Below are 21,950 nucleotides of genomic sequence, written 5' to 3'. Positions count from 1 at the left end.
CTTTAATCTTTGAATGTGACGATGGTTGCCCCGTTTCCGCCCTCGTTATAGTTTCCGTCACGGAATTCCTTGACGTAGCTGATCCGGCGGAGTCTTGCGTGGATCGCCTGACGGAGCGCACCTGTTCCGCGGCCGTGAATGACGCGGACTGTCTTCAGGTGGGCAATGTAGGCGTCGTCGAGGTATTTTTCCATCGCCGGAACGGCTTCATCGGTGGTCATGCCGATGAGTTTTACCTCCGATGAGACGGAGAGTGACTTCGACATGCCGATGCTGCCCTTTCCGCCGGTTCCGATGCCCTGGCGCTTCTGCTGTTTGCGCGAGAGATTTGACGGAATGTATCCCGGCGCCGAGATGCCCGATCCGGAGGAAACCGGCTCGAGATCGCGGATGTTGACCGAGGAGCGGAGAATTCCCATCTGCACGAAGAGGTTGCCCTTCGCGTCCGGAAGCGTGTCGACGGTTCCGGTCAGATTCATGGAGACAACCTTTACGGTGTCGCCAAGGCGCAGGGACTGCGCTTCCACGGTCTTGTGCGGAATGGACTTTTTCTTTTTCTCTATCTTTTTGCCGACGTCGTCGAGCTTTCCGCGGAGTTTGGCGCGTTCGGCCTCAAGCTGTTTGTTCACACCGGATTCCTTTGCCAGCCGGTTGATGCTGCGGATGGAAGAATCGGCGGTATCCTTGGCATCCTGAAGGATGCGCTGTGCTTCATTTTCGGCCCGTGAAAGGATCTTTTCACGCTGCTCGTCGAACTTCTGACGGCGGCTCTCAAGCTCCTGTTTCATGGCTTCGATCTGTGCCTTGTAGCTCTGAATCTCCGCTTTTTCGTTCTCGATGATGATGCGGTTATGTTCGAGCTGGGCGATGACATCTTCGAAGGATTCGTCCTCTTCGCGGATCCGTTTTTTCGCGTCATCGATGATGTAATCCGGAAGACCGAGCTTCTGCGAGATGGCAAATGCGTTCGATTTTCCCGGAATTCCGATCAGCAGGCGGTAGGTCGGCTGAAGGGTTTCGACGTTGAACTCGCAGGACGCATTTTCCACTCCTTCAGTCTGAAGAGCGTAGACTTTGAGTTCGCTGTAATGGGTGGTCGCCATTGTCCGGCATTGCATATTATGCAGGAAGTTCAGGATGGACATGGCGAGAGCGGCGCCTTCGGTCGGATCGGTTCCGGCTCCCAGCTCATCGAAGAGACAGAGGGAATTGGAATCCGCTTTCGCAAGGATCTCAACGATGGTCTTCATGTGCGACGAGAAGGTACTCAGGTTCTGCTCGATGGACTGCTCATCGCCGATGTCCGCGAAGACTTCGGTAAATACGCTGAGCTCCGAACCCTCGAACGCCGGAATGTGGAGGCCGGCCTGCCCCATCAGCGTGAAGAGGCCGACGGTTTTGAGCGATACGGTCTTACCGCCGGTGTTCGGGCCGGTGACGATCAGAAGGTTGAAGTCTTTTCCCAGCCAGATGGTCGTCGGGACAACTTTTTCCGGATCCAGAAGGGGATGGCGGCCGTCCTTGATCGAGATGTAGTGCTCGGTGTTGAACTTGGGCTCGGTTCCCTTGTAGGAGCGGGAAAGCTCTGCTTTGGCGAAAATGAAATCCAGTTCCGCCAGGATGTTCTGGTCCTCCAGAATGGTGTCGGAGTACGGGACGATATCGCCGGAAATCGCGGCGAGAACAAACTCGATCTCCCGTTTTTCCTGTCCTTCCAGCTCGCGAAGCTCGTTGTTCAGCTTGATCACCGCCATCGGCTCGATGAAGAGGGTGGAACCGGTGGAGGACTGGTCATGCACCATGCCCGGCACCTGCGCCTTGTACTCGGCGCGGACCGGAAGACAGTAACGTCCGTCACGGGTGGTGATGATGCCGTCCTGAAGATAGGCGCGGCTTGCGTTCAGGATCTGGTTTAACTGCGAGTGGACTTTTCCCTCGATCTGCCGCATTTCCCTGCGGACTTTGGCAAGGCCCGGGCTCGCGTCATCGGCCACTTCGTCTTCGGAGAGGATGCAACGGCTGATCTCGGCGGCAAGAGAAGTGCAGGGATCAAGCCGGCGGAACAGATCGTCCAGCGAGTCGTCCGGAATCTCTTCGCTCGGCTCGTGATAACCGTAGGCGATGGCTCTTTTGGCGACGTTCAGGACGGAACCGACCGCAAGAATCTCCGGGATGCCGAGGGCGCCGCCGATGTCCAGACGCTTCATGGAACCGCGGAGATCGCGGGTTCCGGAGAAATTCAGGCCGCCCTTCATGCGGATGCGGTCGACGGCGTCGGAGGTATGGGTCTGATCGGCGCGGATGGTGTCCGGGTCGATGGACGGCACGAGATTCCGGCACAGACTCCGGCCGAGGTCGCAGGTGGCAAAGCCGGTCAGACGGTCACGGATTTTGAGAAATTCAAGGGTTCTCAGTACTTTAGCATTCATATATGGTAATCCTTTGTGAATCAATGAAATAAGACTTTGTTTTCATGAGAGCATAAAATATCAGAATAATTATAAGCGAGAGACGGGGGATATTCAAGGGTACCGATGACTCCGTCCCTACGGGCCAACCTACGGGGCAGACCTGTGGGGCATATTGTAAATTTTTACATGAGACCGTATAATATCACTATGTATGCTCACCGGCAGAAGGAGAACAATCTATGGCAGATTTACATTCCACGGGAAGCGACAACGAAGGTTTCGACAGCAGAGAAGACACGGATTTTATCAGAGAAAAGATCGTCAGGCCGCCTCTGACCAAACGTCAGGTGGCAAAGCGTTGTCTGATCGATGCGGGATTCGGCGTTCTGTTCGGCGTGTCCGCTGCGATTGCTCTGTGTGCCGTCAAACCGGTTGTGGAGTCAAAGCTCGGCAGTCATGAGAAAAAGACGCCGATTGCGTTTTCGGAAGATCATCCGGGTGAAGGGAATATATCAGGAGAAAGCATCTCCGGAGAGGAGAACCCGTCTGAATCGGATGCTGCGGCGCAGGCCGCGCAGGAATCGGCGGAACAGGCACAGCAGGAGAAGATTGATGAGGCGGCAGCGAAGGCGGTGGAGAAATACCGCAGTTCGAGCGATTATGCCCTCGCGGTCGAGGAAGTGATGCGGACTGCAGCGCGCGATGCGGATGCGGGAATCGTTACGGTCAGCCCGGTTGACGCGACAAATGATATCTTTGGCAATCCGGTTTCGATTGAAAAAGCCTATGCGGGCGCGATCATTGCAAAGACCGACCGGGAGATTCTGATCCTGACGGATCTGGACGCCGTGAAAAATACGTCATCCGTCACGGTAACATTTGGTACCGGTGACAGTGCGCAGGCCACGCTGAAAGGGAAGGACGCGCTGCTGGAGATGGCGGTCATCTCGATTGATCCGTCCGCCCTCCGGTCACAGACTGTCGGCACACTGAAGGTGCTGGAACCGGGGAATTCGTATGCCGTGCAGAAAGGCGATATGGTCGTTGCGGCAGGCGCACCGATCGGCCGGGTTCATGCGGTGGACTATGGTTCGGTGGCGCTGACGGAGGACAGTGTGATCATTCCGGACGGAACGATCCGGGCAATGCACTCCTCCTGCAGCTGCAATTACGATAAGGGAACTTTTCTGATCAACCGTGAAGGAAAACTGATCGGCTTCAGCAGTCCGCTTCAGGGACCGAGGGACGGAGAAAACGGAAGTGTCTTCTGCGGAATCTCCGAGTACAAGCAGACTCTCGAAAGGATGTCGAACGGAAGCCGTGTTCCGTGGTTTGGCGCGTATTATCAGAACGTGACGGAAATGATGCAGGATAACGGAGCGCCGGAAGGTGTCTACATCACGGAAGTTGTCAACGGAAGTCCGGCCTACGCGGCGGGAATCCAGAGCGGAGATGTCATCGTCGGCGCAGGGAAAAAGATTATTGCCCGTCGGACAGACCTGCAGGACACTTTGTCCCGGACCGAACCCGGATCGGAAATGACGATCACGGCAATGCGGCCGGGCAGAGAGGGATATTCAAAACTCAGCTTCAAAGTAACGATCGGCGAGCGCTGAACCGGAAAAATACTGCCGGGAATGGACTGATGGCGGAGAATGACGCCTGTCTGCGGATTCTGCCTGCGGGAAAAGATACATGGAAATTCTGCCGGTTCGGAGGGAACGGCGGGGAAAATACATTCTGAAAGATCAGGATGAACACGGAACGGACTGCGGCGTCCGTTGTGGAAGATTTGCGGCACGCGGGGAAAGCGGTGCCGTCATAGGGAAGGAATTAAGAACATGAAGTATATCGGACAGTTTACCGAGGGATGCAGAGTAGCGGACGTGTACCTGTGCAAGCGCAGAACGATCGCGGTATCAAAAAACGGAAAAGAGTATGCAACCGTCGTTCTGCAGGATAAGAGCGGTACCATCGACGCGAAGATCTGGGATCTGGCATCCCCGGGCGTGACCGATTTTGACAATCTGGATTATGTCTATGTGGAAGGTGATGTCACCGTATTCCAGGGAAACAATCAGCTGAACATCCGACGGATCCGCCGGGCGGAGAGCAATGAATACGAGCAGGGAGATTATCTTCCGGTATCCACCAAGGACCTGAAGGCCATGTATCAGGAGATCAAGGCGATGGTGCTTTCCATCAGCGATCCGTATCTCAAAAAACTCTGCACGAGCTATTATGTGGACGACAAGGTATTTCTGAAGAAGTTCTGTTATCACTCAGCGGCAAAGAGCGTTCACCACGGCTTTGTCGGCGGTCTGATGGAGCACACTCTCGGTGTGATGAAACTCTGCGAGTTTTACGCTAAGGCATATCCGCTGATCAACCGCGATCTTCTGATTACGGCGGCGCTTTTCCACGATATCGGCAAAGTGAATGAGCTCTCGGATTTCCCGGAGAATGATTACACGGATGACGGACAGCTTCTTGGACACATCGTCATCGGCACGATGATGATCCGCGACCGGATCCGCGAGATTGAGGGATTCCCGAAGAAACTCGCGACGGAGCTGGAACACTGCATTCTGGCGCATCATGGTGAACTGGAATACGGATCTCCGAAGAAGCCGGCGCTTCTGGAGGCACTGGCGCTGAACCTTGCGGACAACACCGACGCAAAGATGGAGACCATGACGGAGGCGCTGAACAACGGCGGAACCGGTATGAACAAGGACGGATGGCTCGGATTCAACCGCTTCCTGGACAGCAACATCCGCCGGACAACCGGCAACGAGGGACCGGCGCAGGCGGCCGCATCGAAAGATGATTTCGGGGCGCATATCGGCCGCAGCCAGGAGAGAGGAAACGGCGGAAGGGAACATTTTTCCAATACGCTGGATCTGAGCGGATTCAAGTTTGAGAACTGAGCGAGAAATGGAGTTGAATTGAGCGATAGAGCGGGAATGATACATTCGTGATGTCCCGTTCGTAAAGTGCAAAGTGTGAGAATATATTGCAGATAATCCGTTGGGTTATCTGCAATTTTTTGTGTCCTAGGAAAGTCCTTCGACTTTTCCTAGGACACAAAAATGCTCCGCGAGGATGCGCACGCCGATGAATCGAAGATCTATGAAAAACATACGTTGACAACGTATATAACAGAACATTATACTTTGGTAAGGTATAGCCCGATGGGAGATGTAACTATGAATATTTCTGACAAGATAAAAGAATTACGCAAGAAAACAGGATTATCACAAAGCAAATTCTCCGCTAAATTTGGGATCCCTGTAAGAACTCTTCAGCAGTGGGAACAGGGAATCAGCTCACCGCCGGAGTATTTGATCAGAATGATGGCGTACATTATGCTGCTCGAGGAAAAAAGGGATAATGAGGAGAAAATGACAGGGGGGAAGACATGTGCAGACAATAAATGATAAAGTTCAATTATTTGAAGACCAGCCAATCAGAACAGCGTGGGTTGAAGATGAAGAAGAGTGGTATTTTTCAATTGTGGATGTGGTTCAGATTCTTACGGAGAGTGCTGACGGAAGAAAGTATTGGAACAAGCTTAAACAACGATTAAAAGAAGAAGGGAGTCAGTTGGTGACAAATTGTCACCAACTGAAAATGAAGTCACCTAAAGATGGAAAAAGATACAATACAGATGTTGCTGATACAGAGCAACTACTCCGTATCATTCAGTCAATTCCATCCAAAAAAGCAGAACCATTTAAACTATGGCTGGCGCAGGTCGGACGAGAGAGGATGGAAGAGGTTATAGATCCAGAACTAACGATAGAACGTGCGCTTGAAACCTACGCCACATAGAGATACATCATGATGAAGTGGCAGGCGCTTCCGCCCATCACAAACAGATGGAAGATCTCGTGCAGACCGAAGTTTTTGTGCTTTGCGTCAAAGATCGGAAGTTTCAGGGCGTAGATGACACCGCCGATGGTGTAGATCAGGCCGCCGGCTAAGAGCCAGCCGAAGGCGGCCGGCTGAAGCGCCGTCACGATCTCATGGAAGGCGGTAATGCATACCCAGCCCATGGCGATATAAATGATGGACGAAAACCATTTCGGGCAGTTGATCCAGAGGATGCTCACGAGGATGCCGGCCGCGGCGATTCCCCATACGAGTTCCAGCAGACGGATGCCCGATGCGTCACCCAGAACAACCATGCAGACCGGTGTGTAGCTTCCGGCGATCAGAACATAAATCATGGTGTGATCGAGACGCCTCAGCATCCGGTTTACCTTCGGAGAGATATCAAAGGTGTGATAAATGGTGCTGGCAGCGTACAGAAGGATCATACTGATGATGAAGACCGCGAGCGCCGGCATCCGGACGGAACCGGGATCCCGCGCCGCTTTTGTGAGCAGCGGAACTGCAGCGATCGCGGAACCGATCATGGCAATGCCGTGTGTAGCGGCACTGCCGGGATTTTTGACTTTTTTCAGAAGATCAGTCAGCATGGAGGACTCCTTTCCGCGCAATGTGCGTGAATAAAACCATGCATTTCGAACATGCCGGATGTTGTTCCATAGCCGTCAGGATCATCGGTGTATATGGCTTCATCGGAAATGCATTGGATGTTGTGTTTATAATTAAGAGGACAGATAAACGTGCGGTTGGATCTGCCGTCAGTCCACATACAAAAATATGGACTTGATAACAATACCATGTAGTTATTAAAACTACTTGTATGAACACTATATCTCATTCGAAACAGGAATACAAGGAGATTTGATGATAAAACTTAAAATTTTTTATGAGGATGAGGATATCATTGTGGTTCAAAAGCCGGCCGGCGTGGAATCACAGGAGGCCAGAGGTTTTGCACAGGATATGGTCAGCCTGATCCGAAATCACCGGATGTTATCCACACAATTATCAACCACTCCGTCCACACGCCGGACACCGCCCTATGTGGGAGTTATCCACCGTCTGGACCGGCAGGTCAGCGGCGTGATGGTGTACGCAAAGACGAAGAAGGCTGCAGCGGTTTTGAGTGCTGCGGTTCAGAAGGGGGAGGTTCGCAAGATCTATCATGCGGTGGTGTGTGGAAAACCTGTGGATAATCATGGGCAGTGGGTGGATTATCTGTTGAAAAACGGAAAAAACAATACCACATCCGTTGTGGATAAGTCTGTGGAAGAAGCGAAAAAAGCGGTGCTGAATTATAAGGTACTGGGTTCAGCAGTGGAAGAATCCGGACGGGAACTTACGCTTCTTGAGATCGAGCTTTTGACCGGCCGGCACCATCAGATCCGGGTGCAGTGTGCATCCCGGAATCTGCCGCTCTGGGGAGATGTGAAATACAATCCCGCATTTCAGGACAAACGCGGCGTGAATCCCGCACTCTGTTCCGTGCAGCTGTCCTTCCGGCACCCGGTGACCGGAGAGCAGATGACATTTTCCATGAAGCCGGAGGCAGAGGTGTTCCGGCTGTTTCGGGAGAAAGACTGATTTTAGATAATAAGCGGGCAGGTCTTCCGGATCCTTTTCAGGAAATACTGGAGAAAAAGAGGAAACAGACAGAAAAAACGCCAGTTGGTAAGGGGAAGACGGTTTCGTGTCTTACAGGAGGATGAAAATGACAAACGATATCACTGAACATATGCGGTCGGCCTGGGCAGGAAAAGAACCGGTTCTGCTCGGCCGGGGCGGCATTCACAATGCGGCGGTCATGATTGCGCTGGTAAAGAACGGAGAAGATTACGACGTGCTGTTTGAAAAAAGGGCGGAGGATCTGGACCGCCAGCCGGGTGAGATCTGCTTTCCGGGCGGTGCGATGGAGCCGGGAGAGACTCCGGAGGAGGCCGCGGTCCGGGAGACGATGGAAGAACTTCTCGTGCGCCGCGAACAGATCCGGGTGATCGCACCGCTGAATGAGATGGTGACCATCTCGGGGGACGACATTTTCTCCTTCCTTGCGGTGATCGATGACTATGAGGGGACATTTTCCGGAGATGAAGTCGGAGAGGTGTTCCGCGTGCCGCTGTCCTGGCTTCTGGCGCAGGAGCCCCTCGGCGCGGATGTGGAGCAGACAACGATTCCGTCAGAAGGTTTTCCGTATGACCGCATCCCGGGCGGAAGGAATTATCCGTGGCGTTCGAGCCGCCGGACAATCTGGTTCTACCGTTGGGAGAAGGATGGAAGGATTTACGATATCTGGGGGTTCACCGCGCATATGCTGCGGGCATTTTTAAAGAGATGTCATTCGGAGATCCCGGGGGCGAATCAATGACCTCCGGATTCTCCCTGCTGTTTTTTTGATCAATGAAACCGGCGAGGGACTGGCGGAAGAGGAACCGTAATCGGCGTCAGAACCGGCGCTGGCCGGCAGAAAAAGAAACTGGCAAACGATGTCAGAACCGGCGCCGGATGACGGAAGAAAAAAAGCGAAAACCCGCATAATCATTGACAAAACGGGCCTTGCGGCGTAAACTCAAAATGCTGTCTGTCCGCGGTATGCGGCATTGGCGGCAGCAGAAATACATATGATAAAAACGCACAGTGCATGGTGCACCGGGCGGTTTTCACAGGAAGGAAAATTATCATGGCTAACGACAAGAAACTTGTAGAAGCAGTAACATCCATGGATGTTGACTTTGCGCAGTGGTATACCGACGTTGTCCGCAAGGCGGAGCTGACCGAGTACACCAGCGTTAAGGGATTCATGGCAATCAAGCCGTACGGCTATGCGATCTGGGAGAGCATTCAGGGAGAGCTGGATCGCAGATTTAAGAAGACCGGAGTTCAGAACGTGTACATGCCGTGCATGATCCCGGAGAGCCTTCTTCAGAAAGAGAAGGACCACGTTGAGGGATTTGCACCGGAGGTTGCATGGGTTACACACGGCGGACTTGACCGTCTCGAGGAGAGAATGTGTGTAAGACCGACTTCGGAGACACTGTTCTGTGATTTCTACAAGAAGGATGTTCAGTCTTACCGTGATCTTCCGAAAGTATACAATCAGTGGTGCTCCGTAGTCCGCTGGGAGAAGACCACAAGACCGTTCCTGAGAACCAGAGAGTTCTTATGGCAGGAGGGCCACACCGCTCACGCAACCGCAGAGCAGGCAGAGGAGAGAACCGAGCAGATGCTGAATCTGTATGCGGATTTCGCAGAGGATTACCTTGCGATCCCGGTTGTCCGCGGTCAGAAGACCGAGAAGGAGAAATTTGCCGGCGCAGAGGCGACCTACACCATTGAGGCGCTGATGCACGACGGTAAAGCGCTTCAGTGCGGAACATCCCATAACTTCGGCGATGGCTTTGCGAAGGCATTCGGCATCCAGTATCTGGATAAGGACAACAAGCTGAAATATGTTCACCAGACTTCCTGGGGCATGACCACCCGTCTGATCGGCGCGATCATCATGGTTCACGGCGACAACGACGGACTGATCCTTCCGCCGAAGGTAGCTCCGATTCAGGTTATGGTGGTTCCGATCCGCCAGACCAATCCGGAAGTTCAGGAAGGCATGAAGAAGATCGAGGAAGTTCTTTCCAATTTCCGCGTGAAAGTGGATGATTCCGACCGCAGCCCGGGCTACAAGTTCGCAGACTGTGAGATGCGCGGAATTCCGCTGAGAGTCGAGATCGGACCGAGAGACTGCGAGAACGGTCAGGCAGTTCTGGTTCGCCGTGACACTCACGAGAAGATCACCGTTTCCATGGACGAGCTGGAGGCAAAGGTTGCCGAGATGCTGGAAACCATCCAGAAGGATCTCTTCAACAGAGCGCTGGAGCGTCAGAGGGAAATGACCTACGACGCGCACAGCTTCGAGGAAATGAAGGAAATCGCCGACAACAAGCCGGGCTTCATCCGTGCGATGTGGTGCGGATGCCGCGAGTGCGAGGACAAGCTGAAGGAAGAGCCGGGCGTAACCAGCCGCTGTATGCCGTTCGCGCAGGAGAAGATCGCGGATACCTGCGTTGTCTGCGGTAAGCCGGCAGTGAAGATGGTTTACTGGGGCAAGGCGTACTAATAATAGATTACGATAACTGCGATTCTATTAGCATTTCTCTGACAGGAATATTTGTACGGAACAGAATCGGCATAGCTGGAAGTATCCGGCTATGCCGATTTTTGTGCTATATTTGTATAATATACATTGTTTTTTCAGTTTGTCCGGTAAGCGGGAGGAATCACAATGAGAGCAAAGATTTGCGGAATAAATACCTGGGATAATGCGAAAATTGCACTTGACTGCGGCGCGGATGCATTGGGATTTCTGGTTGGAATAACGCATCTTGCCGAGGACAAAATCGAGGTGGAGGATGCGAAAAGAATCATCGATAAAATACCGCCTTTTGTTTCAACCGTGGCGGTTACCCATCTTCAGGACGTGAAAAAGATTATCGATCTGTGCAGATTCCTCGGGGTGACAACACTCCAGATTCATGATTATATCAGCCCGGAAGAGGTAGCGGTCTGCAAAAAAGAACTGCCTACGGTTAAGATGATCAAGGCGGTTCACGTTATCGACGGGGATAGAACCGGAACCATAGCGATGGCACATTCTTTTGAAAAGGTGGCAGATGCCCTTTTGCTTGACTCAAGGACGGCGGAGAGACTGGGCGGAACCGGCAAGGTTCACGATTGGAATATCAGCAGGGAAATTGTGGATGAAATGAATATCCCGGTTATGCTAGCCGGCGGTCTTACGGATCAGAATGTTTATGACGCGGTTATGAAGGTGAGACCTTATGCGGTTGACGTAAACTCCGGCGTGGAAACAGACGGAAATAAGAATTGGGATAAAGTATATGGCTTTATCACCAATGCAAAACGAGCAGAGATGGATTATAGGAGAACTTAAGAAATCCATGACGGTTGCCTGACGTGCGAGTGACGTGATAAGACCTTCTATGATAAACTGAATCATAGAAGACTTTTCAGTATCGCGGAGCATATTTCAAATCGTTGGTTCGTAAAGGATACGTCACGGTTTTATGAGTCTTAGATTTTAGAAGAAACAGGAGAAACACATCACAGATGATTAAGATACAGATACCGGCGGATGTCGCATGGATTCTTGGAAAAATGCGGTCGGCCGGCTTTGAGGCCTACGCGGTGGGCGGCTGCGTCCGGGACGCGCTTCTCGGAAAAGAGCCGAACGACTGGGACATCACAACAAGCGCCAAACCGGAGGAAACGAAGAGAATCTTCCCGAAGACCATTGACACCGGGCTCCAGCACGGAACCGTGACCGTGATGAAAAATCATGTCGGTTACGAGATCACGACCTACCGGATCGACGGAACCTATGCGGACGGAAGACATCCGGACAGCGTGGAGTTTACGTCCGATTTGAAGGAGGATCTTCGCCGCCGCGATTTCACCATCAACGCGATGGCCTACAGCGAGGAGACCGGAATCGTCGACGAGTTCGGCGGAATGGACGATCTAAAGAACCATGTGATCCGATGCGTGGGCAATGCGATGGAGCGGTTTACGGAGGACGCTCTCCGCATTCTCCGTGCCGTGCGTTTCTCCGCACAGCTCGGATTTGAGATTGAGGAAGAGACGTGGAACGCGCTCTCGGTGATTGCGCCGAATCTGAAAAATGTCAGCGCGGAGCGGATTCAGGTGGAATTGACGAAAACACTTCTCTCCGCGCATCCGGAACGGGTGATGCTGGTGGAGAAGACGGGAATGACGCCATTCATTTCAAAGACGTTTGGCCGTATTTTTGAAGAGGAAAGCAATTTCACGGGCACGGGACATGGCGGAAATACCGCAGTTTCCGGAAAAAGCATGGTTCGATCTCTTTACGCACGTCTTGAGCGGGCAGCCGCGCTCCCGCAGGAAAAAGCGGTGCGCTGGGCGGCTCTTCTTGCAGAACTGGAGGACAAAACCGCGGTTCAGATTCTCCGTGAGATGAAGCTGGACAATGACACCATCCGCAGTGTAAAGACACTGGTGGGACATTTCACTGACCGTTTTGACTGGGACACCGATTTCGTGAGTCAGGCGGAACATAAGAATATGGCGGAATCGAAGGAGAAAGAGTACCTTGCACGGAAGTTCATGAGTGAGATTTCGCCGGAGCTTCTCGACCGTCTGTTTCTTCTTATCCACACGCTGGACCCGGATCGGGGGAAAATGGTGGATGACGCGGCGGCTCTTGTGGATAAGATCCGGAAGAGAGGGGACTGCGTCTCCTTAAAGACGATGGCTGTGACCGGTCAGGACCTGATCCAAAAGGGTGTAAAGCCGGGGCCGGAGCTGGGCCGGATTCTGGCGGAAATGTTTGAGAAAGTTCTGCGGGATCCGGCGGAGAATGAAAAAGAGAAGCTTCTGAGAATGCTGGATGATGAAACGGCAGAGTGACGGCTGTTTTTGTGTCAGTAGGAATGTTCCCCGATTTTTTCTATGACGCAGAAGCGCTCCGCGAGGATGCGCATGCCGTTGAAAGGGAGATGTCACCTTACGGAGCTCCGCGGACTTTATTCAAGGGGACTGTCCGAAATTCCGCACACGTGTCAAGTATTGAATAAAACTCACAAAATAAATATAATATAGTCATACGATTTGAGGGGTTTCCGCAGGCTTTGGCAGATTAGTGAAGCCGCGAAACCGGTAAGTGAAAGACAATATTGTAGGAGGACAGCAGGAATTATGAAAGATTACATGAAGATCTATCAGGAGTGGCTGGACAACCCTTATTTTGATGAGAAAACCAAGGAAGAGCTGAAGGCCATTGCTGATGATCCGAAGGAGATCGAGGAGAGATTCTATAAAGACCTGGAATTCGGCACCGCCGGACTTCGCGGAATCCTCGGCGCGGGCATCAACCGCATGAATGTATATACCGTCCGCAGAGCGACACAGGGACTGGCGAATTACATCATTTCCCAGGGCGGACAGGATAAGGGCGTTGCAATCGCATATGATTCCCGCCATATGTCCCCGGAATTTTCGGATGAGTGCGCCAGAACGCTGGCGGCGAACGGCATCAAGGCGTACCGCTTTGAATCCCTTCGCCCGACACCGGAGCTTTCCTTTGCGGTCCGCGAGCTGGGCTGCATTGCCGGCATCAACATTACCGCCAGCCACAATCCGGGAAAATACAACGGATATAAGGTTTACTGGGAAGACGGCGCGCAGTTCACACCGCCGCACGACGAGGGTGTGACGAAAGAAGTTCTTGGAATCGAAGATCTCTCTTCCGTCAAGACCATGAGCGCGGACGAGGCGAAGGCAAAAGGCCTTTACATCATCCTCGGCAAAGAGATGGACGACAAGTACATTGCCTGTGTGGAAGACCAGGTTGCCAACATGGATGTCATCCGCGAGATGGCGGATCAGATCAGCATTGTGTACACACCGTTCAACGGAACCGGCAACATTCCGGTTCGCCGTGTGATCACAGAACTTGGATTTAAGAATCTCTACGTTGTACCGGAGCAGGAGAATCCGGACGGCGATTTCCCGACCACTCCGTATCCGAACCCGGAGAGCAGAGAGGCGTTTACACTGGCACTGAAACTGGCGGAAGAGAAAAATGCGGATCTGGTTCTGGCAACCGATCCGGATGCGGACCGTCTCGGTGTTTACGTAAAAGACGCGAAGACCGGCGAGTATCACGCTTTGACCGGCAACATGTCCGGCTCCCTCATCTGTGAGTATGTGCTGAGCCAGAAGAAGGAGAAGGGACTCATTCCGGCAGACGGTGAGGTGGTGAAATCCATCGTTACCACGAATCTGGTCGATGCGGTTGCAAAGAATTACGGCTGCCGTCTGATCGAGTGCCTGACCGGTTTTAAGTGGATCGGAAAGCAGATCCTGAAGGAGGAGACAACCGGAGACGGCCACTATATGTTCGGCATGGAAGAGAGTTACGGCTGCCTGATCGGACCGTATGCCCGCGATAAGGATGCGGTATCCGCAGTAGCGGCTCTCTGTGAGGCAGCGGCATATTATAAGAAGCAGGGCAAGACGCTGTGGGATGCGATGCTGGATATGTATGAGAAGTACGGTTATTACACCGATGCGGTCGTATCGCTGGAGTTTGAGGGAATTGAAGGACAGGCTAAGATGAAGCGCATCATGGATACGCTCCGCGGCGCTGCTCCGGCAGAGTTTGACGGCTTTAAGGTCCTCTCCGCAAGAGACTATCAGCTCGACACGATTCGCGACACCGCGACCGGAGAAGTCAAGCCCACCGGCCTTCCGAAGTCCAACGTTCTCTATTACGATCTGGAGAATAACGCATGGGTTTGCGTCAGACCGTCCGGAACCGAGCCGAAGATCAAGTTCTATTACGGCGTAAAGGGAGCATCTCTCGAAGATGCGGCAGAGAAGTCAAAGAGTCTCGGCGCAGCCTGCGAGAAGATCGTGAAAGCCATCGACTGATCCGGGATGGATTGAGACAAAAATGCCGGCATAAAGATGGAATGCCTGAAAAATGAATAAATGATGAGAAAAGACTCAAACTTCCTGTATTGGAGGTTTGAGTCTTATTTTGGTTATGTTTAACCATGCAAAATAGAAATTTGTAAAATCCAATTGACATATACCCCGATAGGGTATATAGTGATTGAAATAAAATACCCCTACGGGGTATTTAGAACGAAGAAGTGGAATTGCAAAAATAATTAGGAATCAAAAATGACCAATCGACGAAAGGTTTTGACCATTGATGGGATGACCTGCACCAATTGTCAAAAACGAATTGAGCAAACGCTAATTAAGACGGATGGAATCATGGAAGCTCATGTCTCATTCCGGCATGGTGAAGCGGAAATATGTTACCGGCCTCAGATAATAAACTTAAGCAAAATAGAAAGAATTATCGAAGAACTTGGTTACAGCGTAATACATCATAAGAAAGAGAAAAAAACAGTTATTCTGCGGAATGCCGGAATACTGGCAACCATTGGAATACTATATGTTTTGCTTCAGCAATCCGGAATGCTTAATATGTTTGTGCCTTCAAGGCTGGCAGATTCGGAGATGGGGTACGGGATGCTCTTTGTAGTGGGTATGCTGACTTCGATTCATTGTGTTGCGATGTGTGGAGGAATAAATCTGGCGCAAAGCATACGGAACACGGACTCCTCCAAAATGATCTTGGGATCGTTATTGTACAATGCAGGCCGCATAACATCGTACACTGCGATCGGGGGTGTTTTAGGGTTCGTCGGAATGCTCGCAACGGGCGGAACGGGTACGGGAATACCGGTTCTGTTGCAGGGAATCCTGAAACTGATTGCCGGAGCTTTCATGGCTGTGATGGGAATCCGTATGCTTGATGTTATTCCCGGATTTCGAAGATTTCAGATCCGTCTTCCTGTCACGGCGGGATTAAGGATCGGCCGGATCAGGCAAAAGGCCAACGGGTCCTTTTTTATAGGACTCTTAAACGGATTTATGCCATGTGGACCTATGCAGTCGATGCAGATAGTTGCGCTTGGAACCGGAAATCCGGTGGCGGGGGCAATGTCCATGCTGATGTTTAGCCTTGGGACCGTTCCCTTAATGCTTGGATTAGGATCATTTATATCAACTATCGGCAAACGACATTCAAAGATCGTGATGAACACCGGCGCCGTGTTGGTTGTGGTCCTGGGACTGGCGATGTTTACACAGGGAGGAAGTCTTGCTGGGATCAATTCCATCATTGTAGGATCATTTGCGGAAACGTCCGGAAATATAAAAAACGTAGCTGTTATTTCCGAAAAAGGAGATGAGCAGATCGTTTACAGTGATCTCGATTTTGGGGGATATCCTGAAATAACCGTATATAGCGGCATCCCGGTAAAGTGGGTGATCTCTGTTTCCGAAGAGGTAATCAATGGTTGCAATTACAGAATGATTCTGAGCGAATACGGTATTTCTCATGATTTTACTCCCGGAGAAAATATCATCGAGTTTATGCCATTGAATCCCGGAACCATTCCATATACCTGCTGGATGGGAATGATTAATGGGCAAATAAATGTAATTAAAGAATAAAGATTTGATAAAGAGGTGAATAAGTTTGAAAGTAAACTTTCAAACTTTGATTGACGGCTCAAATAGACAAGCAAGCTTGTCTGCTTGAGCCTGGAGGACAAAATTATGAAAAAAGGAAAAATATTTACGGCGCTTATGCTGGTAACTGCCGGCATTGCAGCAACTGGTTGCGGAGCGGTGAGCACGAACAGCGCGGCGATCAAAACGGGGGATCTTCAGGCGGAACAGAACAGTATCCCGGAGTTTATTACCCCGGATCTGTCAGATGATGGAACGGTATTGGTTGATACTTCGATACTAACAGCGCATCCAAAATACGTGAACTATGATGCTGGCGGAACTACCGTTCAGATGATTGCAGTAAAAGCATCAGACGATTCCTATCGATTATCACTGAATACCTGTCAATCCTGCAATCCTTCCCCAAGGGCATACTTTAAAGAGAAAAATGGAAGACTGGTATGTCAGAATTGCGGAAATACCTTTACGATGGATAGCGTCGGGAGTCTATCCGGGGGATGCAACCCTATGAATATTGCGTATGAAACCACGGGAGATCATCTTGCTGTTAAAAAGACGGATCTGAACAGGTATGCGGAAAAATTTCTTTCTTGGAAAGGGCCTACGGAATAAAAGGAAAAACGTATCGGAAAGCATAAATTTTTTTAAATCAAAACCTATTGAAATAGTATGCGATTGAGGGTATTATACTGTCTCTGCGACCAAACAATAGATTTTTCGAAAGGGTAATCGGGATGCTTAATCAGTTTTCAAGGACACAGTTGCTTCTGGGGAAGGATGGAATGGACTCATTGCATAACAAAAAAGTGGCTGTCTTTGGTATTGGAGGCGTGGGCGGATATGTCTGTGAGGCCCTTGCCCGCAGTGGGATCGGTTCATTTGATCTGATTGATGATGACAAGGTTTGTCTGACGAATCTAAACCGGCAGATCATTGCCACCAGAAAAACGGTTGGAAAGTATAAGGCAGAAGTGATGAGAGAACGCATGCAGGAGATCAATCCGGATGCCGATATTGAAATCCACAAATGCTTTTTTCTGCCGGAAAATGCAGATGAATTTCCATTTCGTGAGTATGACTATATTGTAGATGCAGTTGATACCGTGACGGCAAGGATTGAACTAATTCTTAGAGCACAGAAAGAAAATGTCCCGATCATCAGTGCAATGGGAGCGGGAAAGAAGCTTGATGCAGGAAGACTCAAGGTGGCAGATATTTATGATACAAGAGTCTGTCCGCTGGCCAGAGTGATGCGCAGAGAATTAAAGAAAAGAAATGTAAAAAAACTGAAAGTCGTCTATTCGGATGAACAGCCCATTAAACCATCGGAGGATATGTCAATAAGCTGTAGAAGTCATTGCATCTGTCCTCCGGGAGCACAGCATAAATGTACGGAGCGCCGGGATATTCCGGGAAGTACCGCGTTTGTTCCGGCTGTGGCAGGTCTGCTTATCGCAGGTGAAATTGTCAAAGAGCTGAGCAGACAATAAACAAAGGAAGAGTTCTGAAGGTTACGGCGAACTTTTCAAAGTCCGCGACATTTTCGGGAATCGGTGGATGTAGCTCCGCTGAGATACAGACGTTTATCCCTGAATCAGGGCAGTTTAAAGTGCGAAATCTGAAAGGAATGCAGGAACTTGTCTCACTGACAGGCTCCTGCCTTTCTTTTTTATCGGTACATATCTTCAACCGAAATCAGCACCGTATTTGCGGGCTTTGTTTCTTTAAACCAATCCGTAAAACCGCTCAGGGAAAACAGAAGGAAACGGGTGACGGCATATTTGCCGTTGATCAGTCTTGCTCTTCCAAGAAGCGTCTCATAGATTCCTTTATCGATCTTCTCCTTCTTGAATTTGCATTCGCCGATCACGGCTGTCTTATCTATTGTTGAGATTCCGACAACATCTATATCCGTTGCCTGCTGATACCATTTTCCATCCTCATCCTTAAGACGTTCTACGCCCCACCAGGTTCCGACTTCGGTCATAAAGGAACCGTATGAGCCGAGAATTCCCTGCTCCAGTGTGTAGTACCGGCACATTTCTTCAAAAACACTTCCCATAAAGAAATGGAGCTGAGGTTTTACAATCTTATCGTAATACAGGTCACCCTGACCCATTTCGATGACGCTGACAGCCTTTGGAATGAACTGGTACCAGAACTTAAACATGTGATCTTTCAGGACATACTGCGTCTTCTTCTTATTTTTTTCCTCGGTGATGCATTTTTTCTTCTCAATCAAGTCGACATCCATCAGCTTTTCCAGAGAATACAATACGGTGGATTCTTTCTCACCAATCTTTAATGCAATAACATTCAATGCGTTTTCACCGGCTGCAACCTGTTCGATGATGTTGTTGGCCAGAGTGACATCAGAAAACTCTTGTGTCAGAAGATTTCGGGTCTCGTCATAAAGATAGCCATCCGTATGGAAAAACTGGGTTTTTATATTCTCATCCAGACTTTTGTTCGGATCAAACAGGGACAGATATTTTGCGACTCCGCCGGTAACGCCATAGCAGATCGCTTTTTCTTCCGCGGAATAGTTCGGAACAAACAAGGCGGAATCACGGTAATTGAACGGTTCCAGACGGATCTGTGAATCCTTCCGGCCAAACACTGGACTCTTTTCACTGAGGACTTTCTTTTCCATAAAACTCAGAGAAGATCCGCATAAAATGACCATCAGGTTTTTATCCAGCCACTGCGTATCGATGTATTTCTGCAGGATCGATAACAGCGCTTCGTCTTTTTCGGCCCAATAGGGCAGCTCGTCGATAACCAGAACGAGTCTCTCGGCGCTTTCCGAAACCTTTCTTGTAATGAGATCCAGAACTGCTTCCACAGAGGAAAATGTTGCATCCAGATAATCCGGGTCCAGCACTTCCAATACCTGCCGGGCGAACAATTCCAGGTTGCGTCCGGCGCCGACCTTGGTTGCAGTATAGAAGATGGCCTTTTTACCTTTGAGGAATTCGGTGATCAAAAAAGACTTTCCGATTCGGCGTCTGCCATAGATGATGGTCATCCCGAAGGAGTCTTTGGAATAGACTTTTTCCAAAGCGTTTAATTCGCGTTCTCTGCCGATAAACATATGCCGGCACCTCCTTGCCTTTTTATTCAAATTATTTTTATTCAAATTGATTTTAATAAAATCTATTTGAATAAAATGTAGCACATGCTTTTGAGAAATGCAAATGGATTGAGGTGGTAAAACCGGCGTGGGTTTGCGGACGGAAGGACAGTGAAGATGAAGCTTAAAAAAGAAAGTACAGGAGAGAACAGCATGGGAAATGTATACGGTTATGTCAGGGTCAGCACGAAAAATCAGAACGAAGACCGGCAATTGATTTCTATGAGGGAGATGAACGTGCCGGAAGACCATATTTTCGTGGATAAACAGTCGGGGAAGGATTTTGAACGGCCGCAATATAAGAAACTGCTGCGGCGTGTGAAGGAAGACGACTTGATTTATATCAAGAGCATCGATCGTTTGGGGAGAAATTATTCGGAGATACTGGATCAGTGGAAAATGATTACGAAAGAGAAGAAGGTATCTCTGTATGTTTTGGATATGCCGATTCTTGATACGCGAAGAGAAAAGAATCTGCTTGGAACGTTTATCAGTGATCTGGTATTGGCGCTTCTTTCTTACGTCGCCGAAAACGAGAGAAATCTTATTCGCCAGCGTCAGGCGGAAGGTATAGCGGCGGCAAAGGCGAGAGGCGTTCATTTCGGCAGACGTCCTGATCCCCTTCCAGAAAACTTTTATGAGGTGTGGAAACTCTGGAAAATGAAGAAGATATCGGTTTCTGAAGCAGCAAAACGGTGTGGAATGGCAAGAACAACGTTTTTTGAAAAAGCGAGAGCATATAGGGAAGACTAAAAATAGGGAAATAATATTCGGGAAATCGTGATTTTATGAACGAATTATAATTTCGTAATAAAATCTACCACAATTTTATCAGATAATGCGATTGGTATCAAGGAAAAGTGTGATTTAAATTGATTCGATAGGAAAAGAATATATGCAATTAAACCAATTCGATAAAGTACAGATTGATGAACGGTTAAGCATATGCAGTTAAAAAGGAGATGATGTCGATGGCTGTGATAGATGTTGTTCGATTTGATGGATTACGAAGCCGTGAATGGTTGATATATAAATATCCTTCGGAAGAGTTGTCTTTGGGAACTCAGTTGATTGTTCAAACAGGACAAGTCGCTCTTTTTGTCAAAGGTGGAATGATTGCGGATGTTTTTTTTCCTGGAACTTATACCTTAACCACGGAAAATCTCCCAATACTAAAAAGCCTTGTCAATCTGCCGTTTGGAGGAAAAACTCCGTTCAGTGCTGAAGTGTATTTTGTTAATACTACGGTTCGATTAGACATTAACTGGGGAACCATTGATCCAATTCAGCTTATTGATCCAAAGTATTATGTAAAACTCAGAATTCGAGCATTTGGACAGATGGGTTTAAAAATTATTGATCCTTCAACTTTATTTAAAGAGCTGATTGGAGGTATGCAACAGGCGGATATTGTAAAGTTTGATAGAGTCAAGGAATACTACAGAGGAATACTGGTAATAAAGGCAAAATCAGCTATCGCGCAAGCAATTATTACGGACGGCATTTCAGCTTTGGAAATCTCTACTAAACTGGAATCACTTTCTGAAAAGGTCAAAGCGGAAGTGGCATCTGAGTTTGAACGATATGGATTTACTGTGCTTAATTTCTTTATACAGTCAATAAACTTTCCGGATGAAGATTTTGAAAAGATTAATAAAATTCTTGAAGATAAGGCCGCTTTTGAAATTATGGGCGATGGAAGATATGCGACAAAAAGGTCTTTCGATGTTTATGAAGGTGCAGCAAACAACCAAAACGGCGTTGCGGGAGCTGTTGCCGCAGGAGGAATCGGACTTGGTGCTGCAATCAACATGAGCACATCAATGAGCCAGACTATAGGAAATCCGCTTCAACGGGGAGAAACAAAAGAATGCGTTTCATGCGGTGCACAGATTCCAATTGAAGCAAAGTTTTGCCCGCAATGCGGATTTAATAATAGCGATATTAAGTGCGAATGTGGAAAGATATTAGCTTCAGGTACAAAGTTCTGCCCAGAATGCGGAAAGAAGGTGGAATAAATGTCGAAGAAGAGATTGACTGCCGGTCTTGCGATGTTTGCGACTTGTTTATACATCGTAATAATTATGTATGTTTTCATGATGGTACTTCGCATTCAAAACATGGAAAATTTTGAGACAGCAATCGGTTTTGAAATAGTCGGATTCGCTCTGTTAGCATATTTTATTTTGGGGAATATTGGTTCAAATAGAATTAAGACGGGATATTTTGTTCCACTTCTTATGGTAACGGTTATATATACCATTTTGTTGGATACCATCAATATTGCATTTGTTGCGAAAATATCGAATGTAATGTTTGTGCTGATCCATTTTGTAGTTCTGTTAGTGTATTGTATTGTATCTATCCCCATGTACATCTTGGGAAAAAGATAAAAGTGGCTTAGG

At 49.3% G+C, this 21,950-nt stretch carries 19 protein-coding genes; 16 read left to right on the top strand and 3 right to left on the bottom strand.

Translation table 11 applies throughout. From position 1 onward, the window contains the following. Positions 1 to 2: 2 nt before the first annotated feature. Complete coding sequence (locus BR86_RS0101595) at positions 3 to 2,429, bottom strand: endonuclease MutS2 (protein WP_031471264.1); 2,427 nt, start codon at positions 2,427 to 2,429, stop codon at positions 3 to 5. 221 nt (positions 2,430 to 2,650) lie between these two features. Here BR86_RS0101595 and BR86_RS0101590 point away from each other — a divergent pair, with 221 nt between their 5' ends. The 4 genes from BR86_RS0101590 to BR86_RS0101570 all read left to right on the top strand — a co-directional run bounded on the left by BR86_RS0101590 (position 2,651) and on the right by BR86_RS0101570 (position 6,245). After that, on the top strand, positions 2,651 to 4,027 hold the full coding sequence (locus BR86_RS0101590) for a S1C family serine protease (protein WP_031471263.1): 1,377 nt from the start codon (positions 2,651 to 2,653) through the stop codon (positions 4,025 to 4,027). 225 nt (positions 4,028 to 4,252) lie between these two features. Continuing rightward, positions 4,253 to 5,341 carry a 3'-5' exoribonuclease YhaM family protein gene (locus tag BR86_RS0101580; protein WP_075034389.1) on the top strand — a complete coding sequence of 363 codons (1,089 nt, stop codon included), beginning with the start codon at positions 4,253 to 4,255 and terminating at the stop codon, positions 5,339 to 5,341. Between the two features lie 279 nt (positions 5,342 to 5,620). Continuing rightward, entirely contained in the window at positions 5,621 to 5,851 is a 231-nt protein-coding gene (locus BR86_RS0101575) for a helix-turn-helix domain-containing protein (RefSeq protein ID WP_038287432.1), read from the top strand. Then, entirely contained in the window at positions 5,835 to 6,245 is a 411-nt protein-coding gene (locus tag BR86_RS0101570) for a BRO-N domain-containing protein (protein ID WP_330372071.1), read from the top strand. The genes BR86_RS0101575 and BR86_RS0101570 overlap by 17 nt, the downstream gene beginning before the upstream one ends. Here BR86_RS0101570 and trhA read toward each other — a convergent pair. Beyond that, the gene (trhA, locus tag BR86_RS0101565) at positions 6,233 to 6,895 is read right to left on the bottom strand and encodes a PAQR family membrane homeostasis protein TrhA (RefSeq protein WP_031471259.1); all 663 of its coding nucleotides are present in this window, start codon (positions 6,893 to 6,895) and stop codon (positions 6,233 to 6,235) included. The two genes, BR86_RS0101570 and trhA, sit on opposite strands and share 13 nt — an antisense overlap. 274 nt (positions 6,896 to 7,169) lie before the next feature. Here trhA and BR86_RS0101560 point away from each other — a divergent pair, with 274 nt between their 5' ends. The 9 genes from BR86_RS0101560 (at position 7,170) to BR86_RS0101515 (ending at position 17,902) form a co-directional block, all read left to right on the top strand. Further along, positions 7,170 to 7,889: an RluA family pseudouridine synthase gene (locus tag BR86_RS0101560; protein WP_031471258.1), complete on the top strand. Its 720-nt coding sequence runs from the start codon at positions 7,170 to 7,172 to the stop codon at positions 7,887 to 7,889. A gap of 127 nt (positions 7,890 to 8,016) precedes the next feature. Beyond that, positions 8,017 to 8,670 (top strand): NUDIX hydrolase, encoded by a 654-nt coding sequence (locus tag BR86_RS0101555; protein ID WP_038287430.1) that lies wholly within the window; start codon positions 8,017 to 8,019, stop codon positions 8,668 to 8,670. A 312-nt stretch (positions 8,671 to 8,982) separates the two neighbouring features. Continuing rightward, positions 8,983 to 10,416 (top strand): proline--tRNA ligase, encoded by a 1,434-nt coding sequence (gene proS, locus BR86_RS0101545; RefSeq protein WP_031471256.1) that lies wholly within the window; start codon positions 8,983 to 8,985, stop codon positions 10,414 to 10,416. A 165-nt stretch (positions 10,417 to 10,581) separates the two neighbouring features. Next, complete coding sequence (locus BR86_RS0101540; protein ID WP_031471255.1) at positions 10,582 to 11,250, top strand: phosphoribosylanthranilate isomerase; 669 nt, start codon at positions 10,582 to 10,584, stop codon at positions 11,248 to 11,250. A gap of 179 nt (positions 11,251 to 11,429) precedes the next feature. After that, positions 11,430 to 12,764 carry a CCA tRNA nucleotidyltransferase gene (locus BR86_RS0101535; protein WP_031471254.1) on the top strand — a complete coding sequence of 445 codons (1,335 nt, stop codon included), beginning with the start codon at positions 11,430 to 11,432 and terminating at the stop codon, positions 12,762 to 12,764. Between the two features lie 288 nt (positions 12,765 to 13,052). After that, on the top strand, positions 13,053 to 14,789 hold the full coding sequence (locus BR86_RS0101530; protein ID WP_031471253.1) for a phospho-sugar mutase: 1,737 nt from the start codon (positions 13,053 to 13,055) through the stop codon (positions 14,787 to 14,789). A gap of 255 nt (positions 14,790 to 15,044) precedes the next feature. Next, positions 15,045 to 16,391 carry an urease accessory protein UreH domain-containing protein gene (locus BR86_RS0101525; protein WP_031471252.1) on the top strand — a complete coding sequence of 449 codons (1,347 nt, stop codon included), beginning with the start codon at positions 15,045 to 15,047 and terminating at the stop codon, positions 16,389 to 16,391. Positions 16,392 to 16,496: 105 nt separating this feature from the next. Continuing rightward, a complete protein-coding gene (locus tag BR86_RS14955; RefSeq protein ID WP_051684504.1) occupies positions 16,497 to 17,024 on the top strand; it encodes a Fe-S-containing protein in 528 nt (175 codons plus the stop codon). Positions 17,025 to 17,146: 122 nt separating this feature from the next. Continuing rightward, positions 17,147 to 17,902, top strand: a complete 756-nt coding sequence (locus BR86_RS0101515; protein ID WP_031471250.1) for a tRNA threonylcarbamoyladenosine dehydratase — start codon at positions 17,147 to 17,149, stop codon at positions 17,900 to 17,902. A gap of 179 nt (positions 17,903 to 18,081) precedes the next feature. Here BR86_RS0101515 and BR86_RS0101510 read toward each other — a convergent pair whose 3' ends face one another. Then, complete coding sequence (locus BR86_RS0101510) at positions 18,082 to 19,506, bottom strand: ATP-binding protein (protein ID WP_031471249.1); 1,425 nt, start codon at positions 19,504 to 19,506, stop codon at positions 18,082 to 18,084. A 192-nt stretch (positions 19,507 to 19,698) separates the two neighbouring features. Between BR86_RS0101510 and BR86_RS0101505 the strand changes: the two genes are divergently transcribed. The 3 genes from BR86_RS0101505 (at position 19,699) to BR86_RS0101495 (ending at position 21,938) form a co-directional block, all read left to right on the top strand. After that, positions 19,699 to 20,298, top strand: a complete 600-nt coding sequence (locus tag BR86_RS0101505) for a recombinase family protein (RefSeq protein WP_031471248.1) — start codon at positions 19,699 to 19,701, stop codon at positions 20,296 to 20,298. Between the two features lie 218 nt (positions 20,299 to 20,516). Further along, the gene (locus tag BR86_RS0101500; RefSeq protein ID WP_031471247.1) at positions 20,517 to 21,563 is read left to right on the top strand and encodes an SPFH domain-containing protein; all 1,047 of its coding nucleotides are present in this window, start codon (positions 20,517 to 20,519) and stop codon (positions 21,561 to 21,563) included. Then, positions 21,564 to 21,938 carry a hypothetical protein gene (locus tag BR86_RS0101495; protein ID WP_031471246.1) on the top strand — a complete coding sequence of 125 codons (375 nt, stop codon included), beginning with the start codon at positions 21,564 to 21,566 and terminating at the stop codon, positions 21,936 to 21,938. The last annotated feature ends 12 nt before the right edge of the window (positions 21,939 to 21,950 follow it).

Source organism: [Clostridium] aminophilum DSM 10710 (assembly GCF_000711825.1).
Lineage (GTDB): Bacteria > Bacillota > Clostridia > Lachnospirales > Lachnospiraceae > Clostridium_R > Clostridium_R aminophilum.
This window is presented reverse-complemented; position numbering and strand designations above follow the sequence as displayed.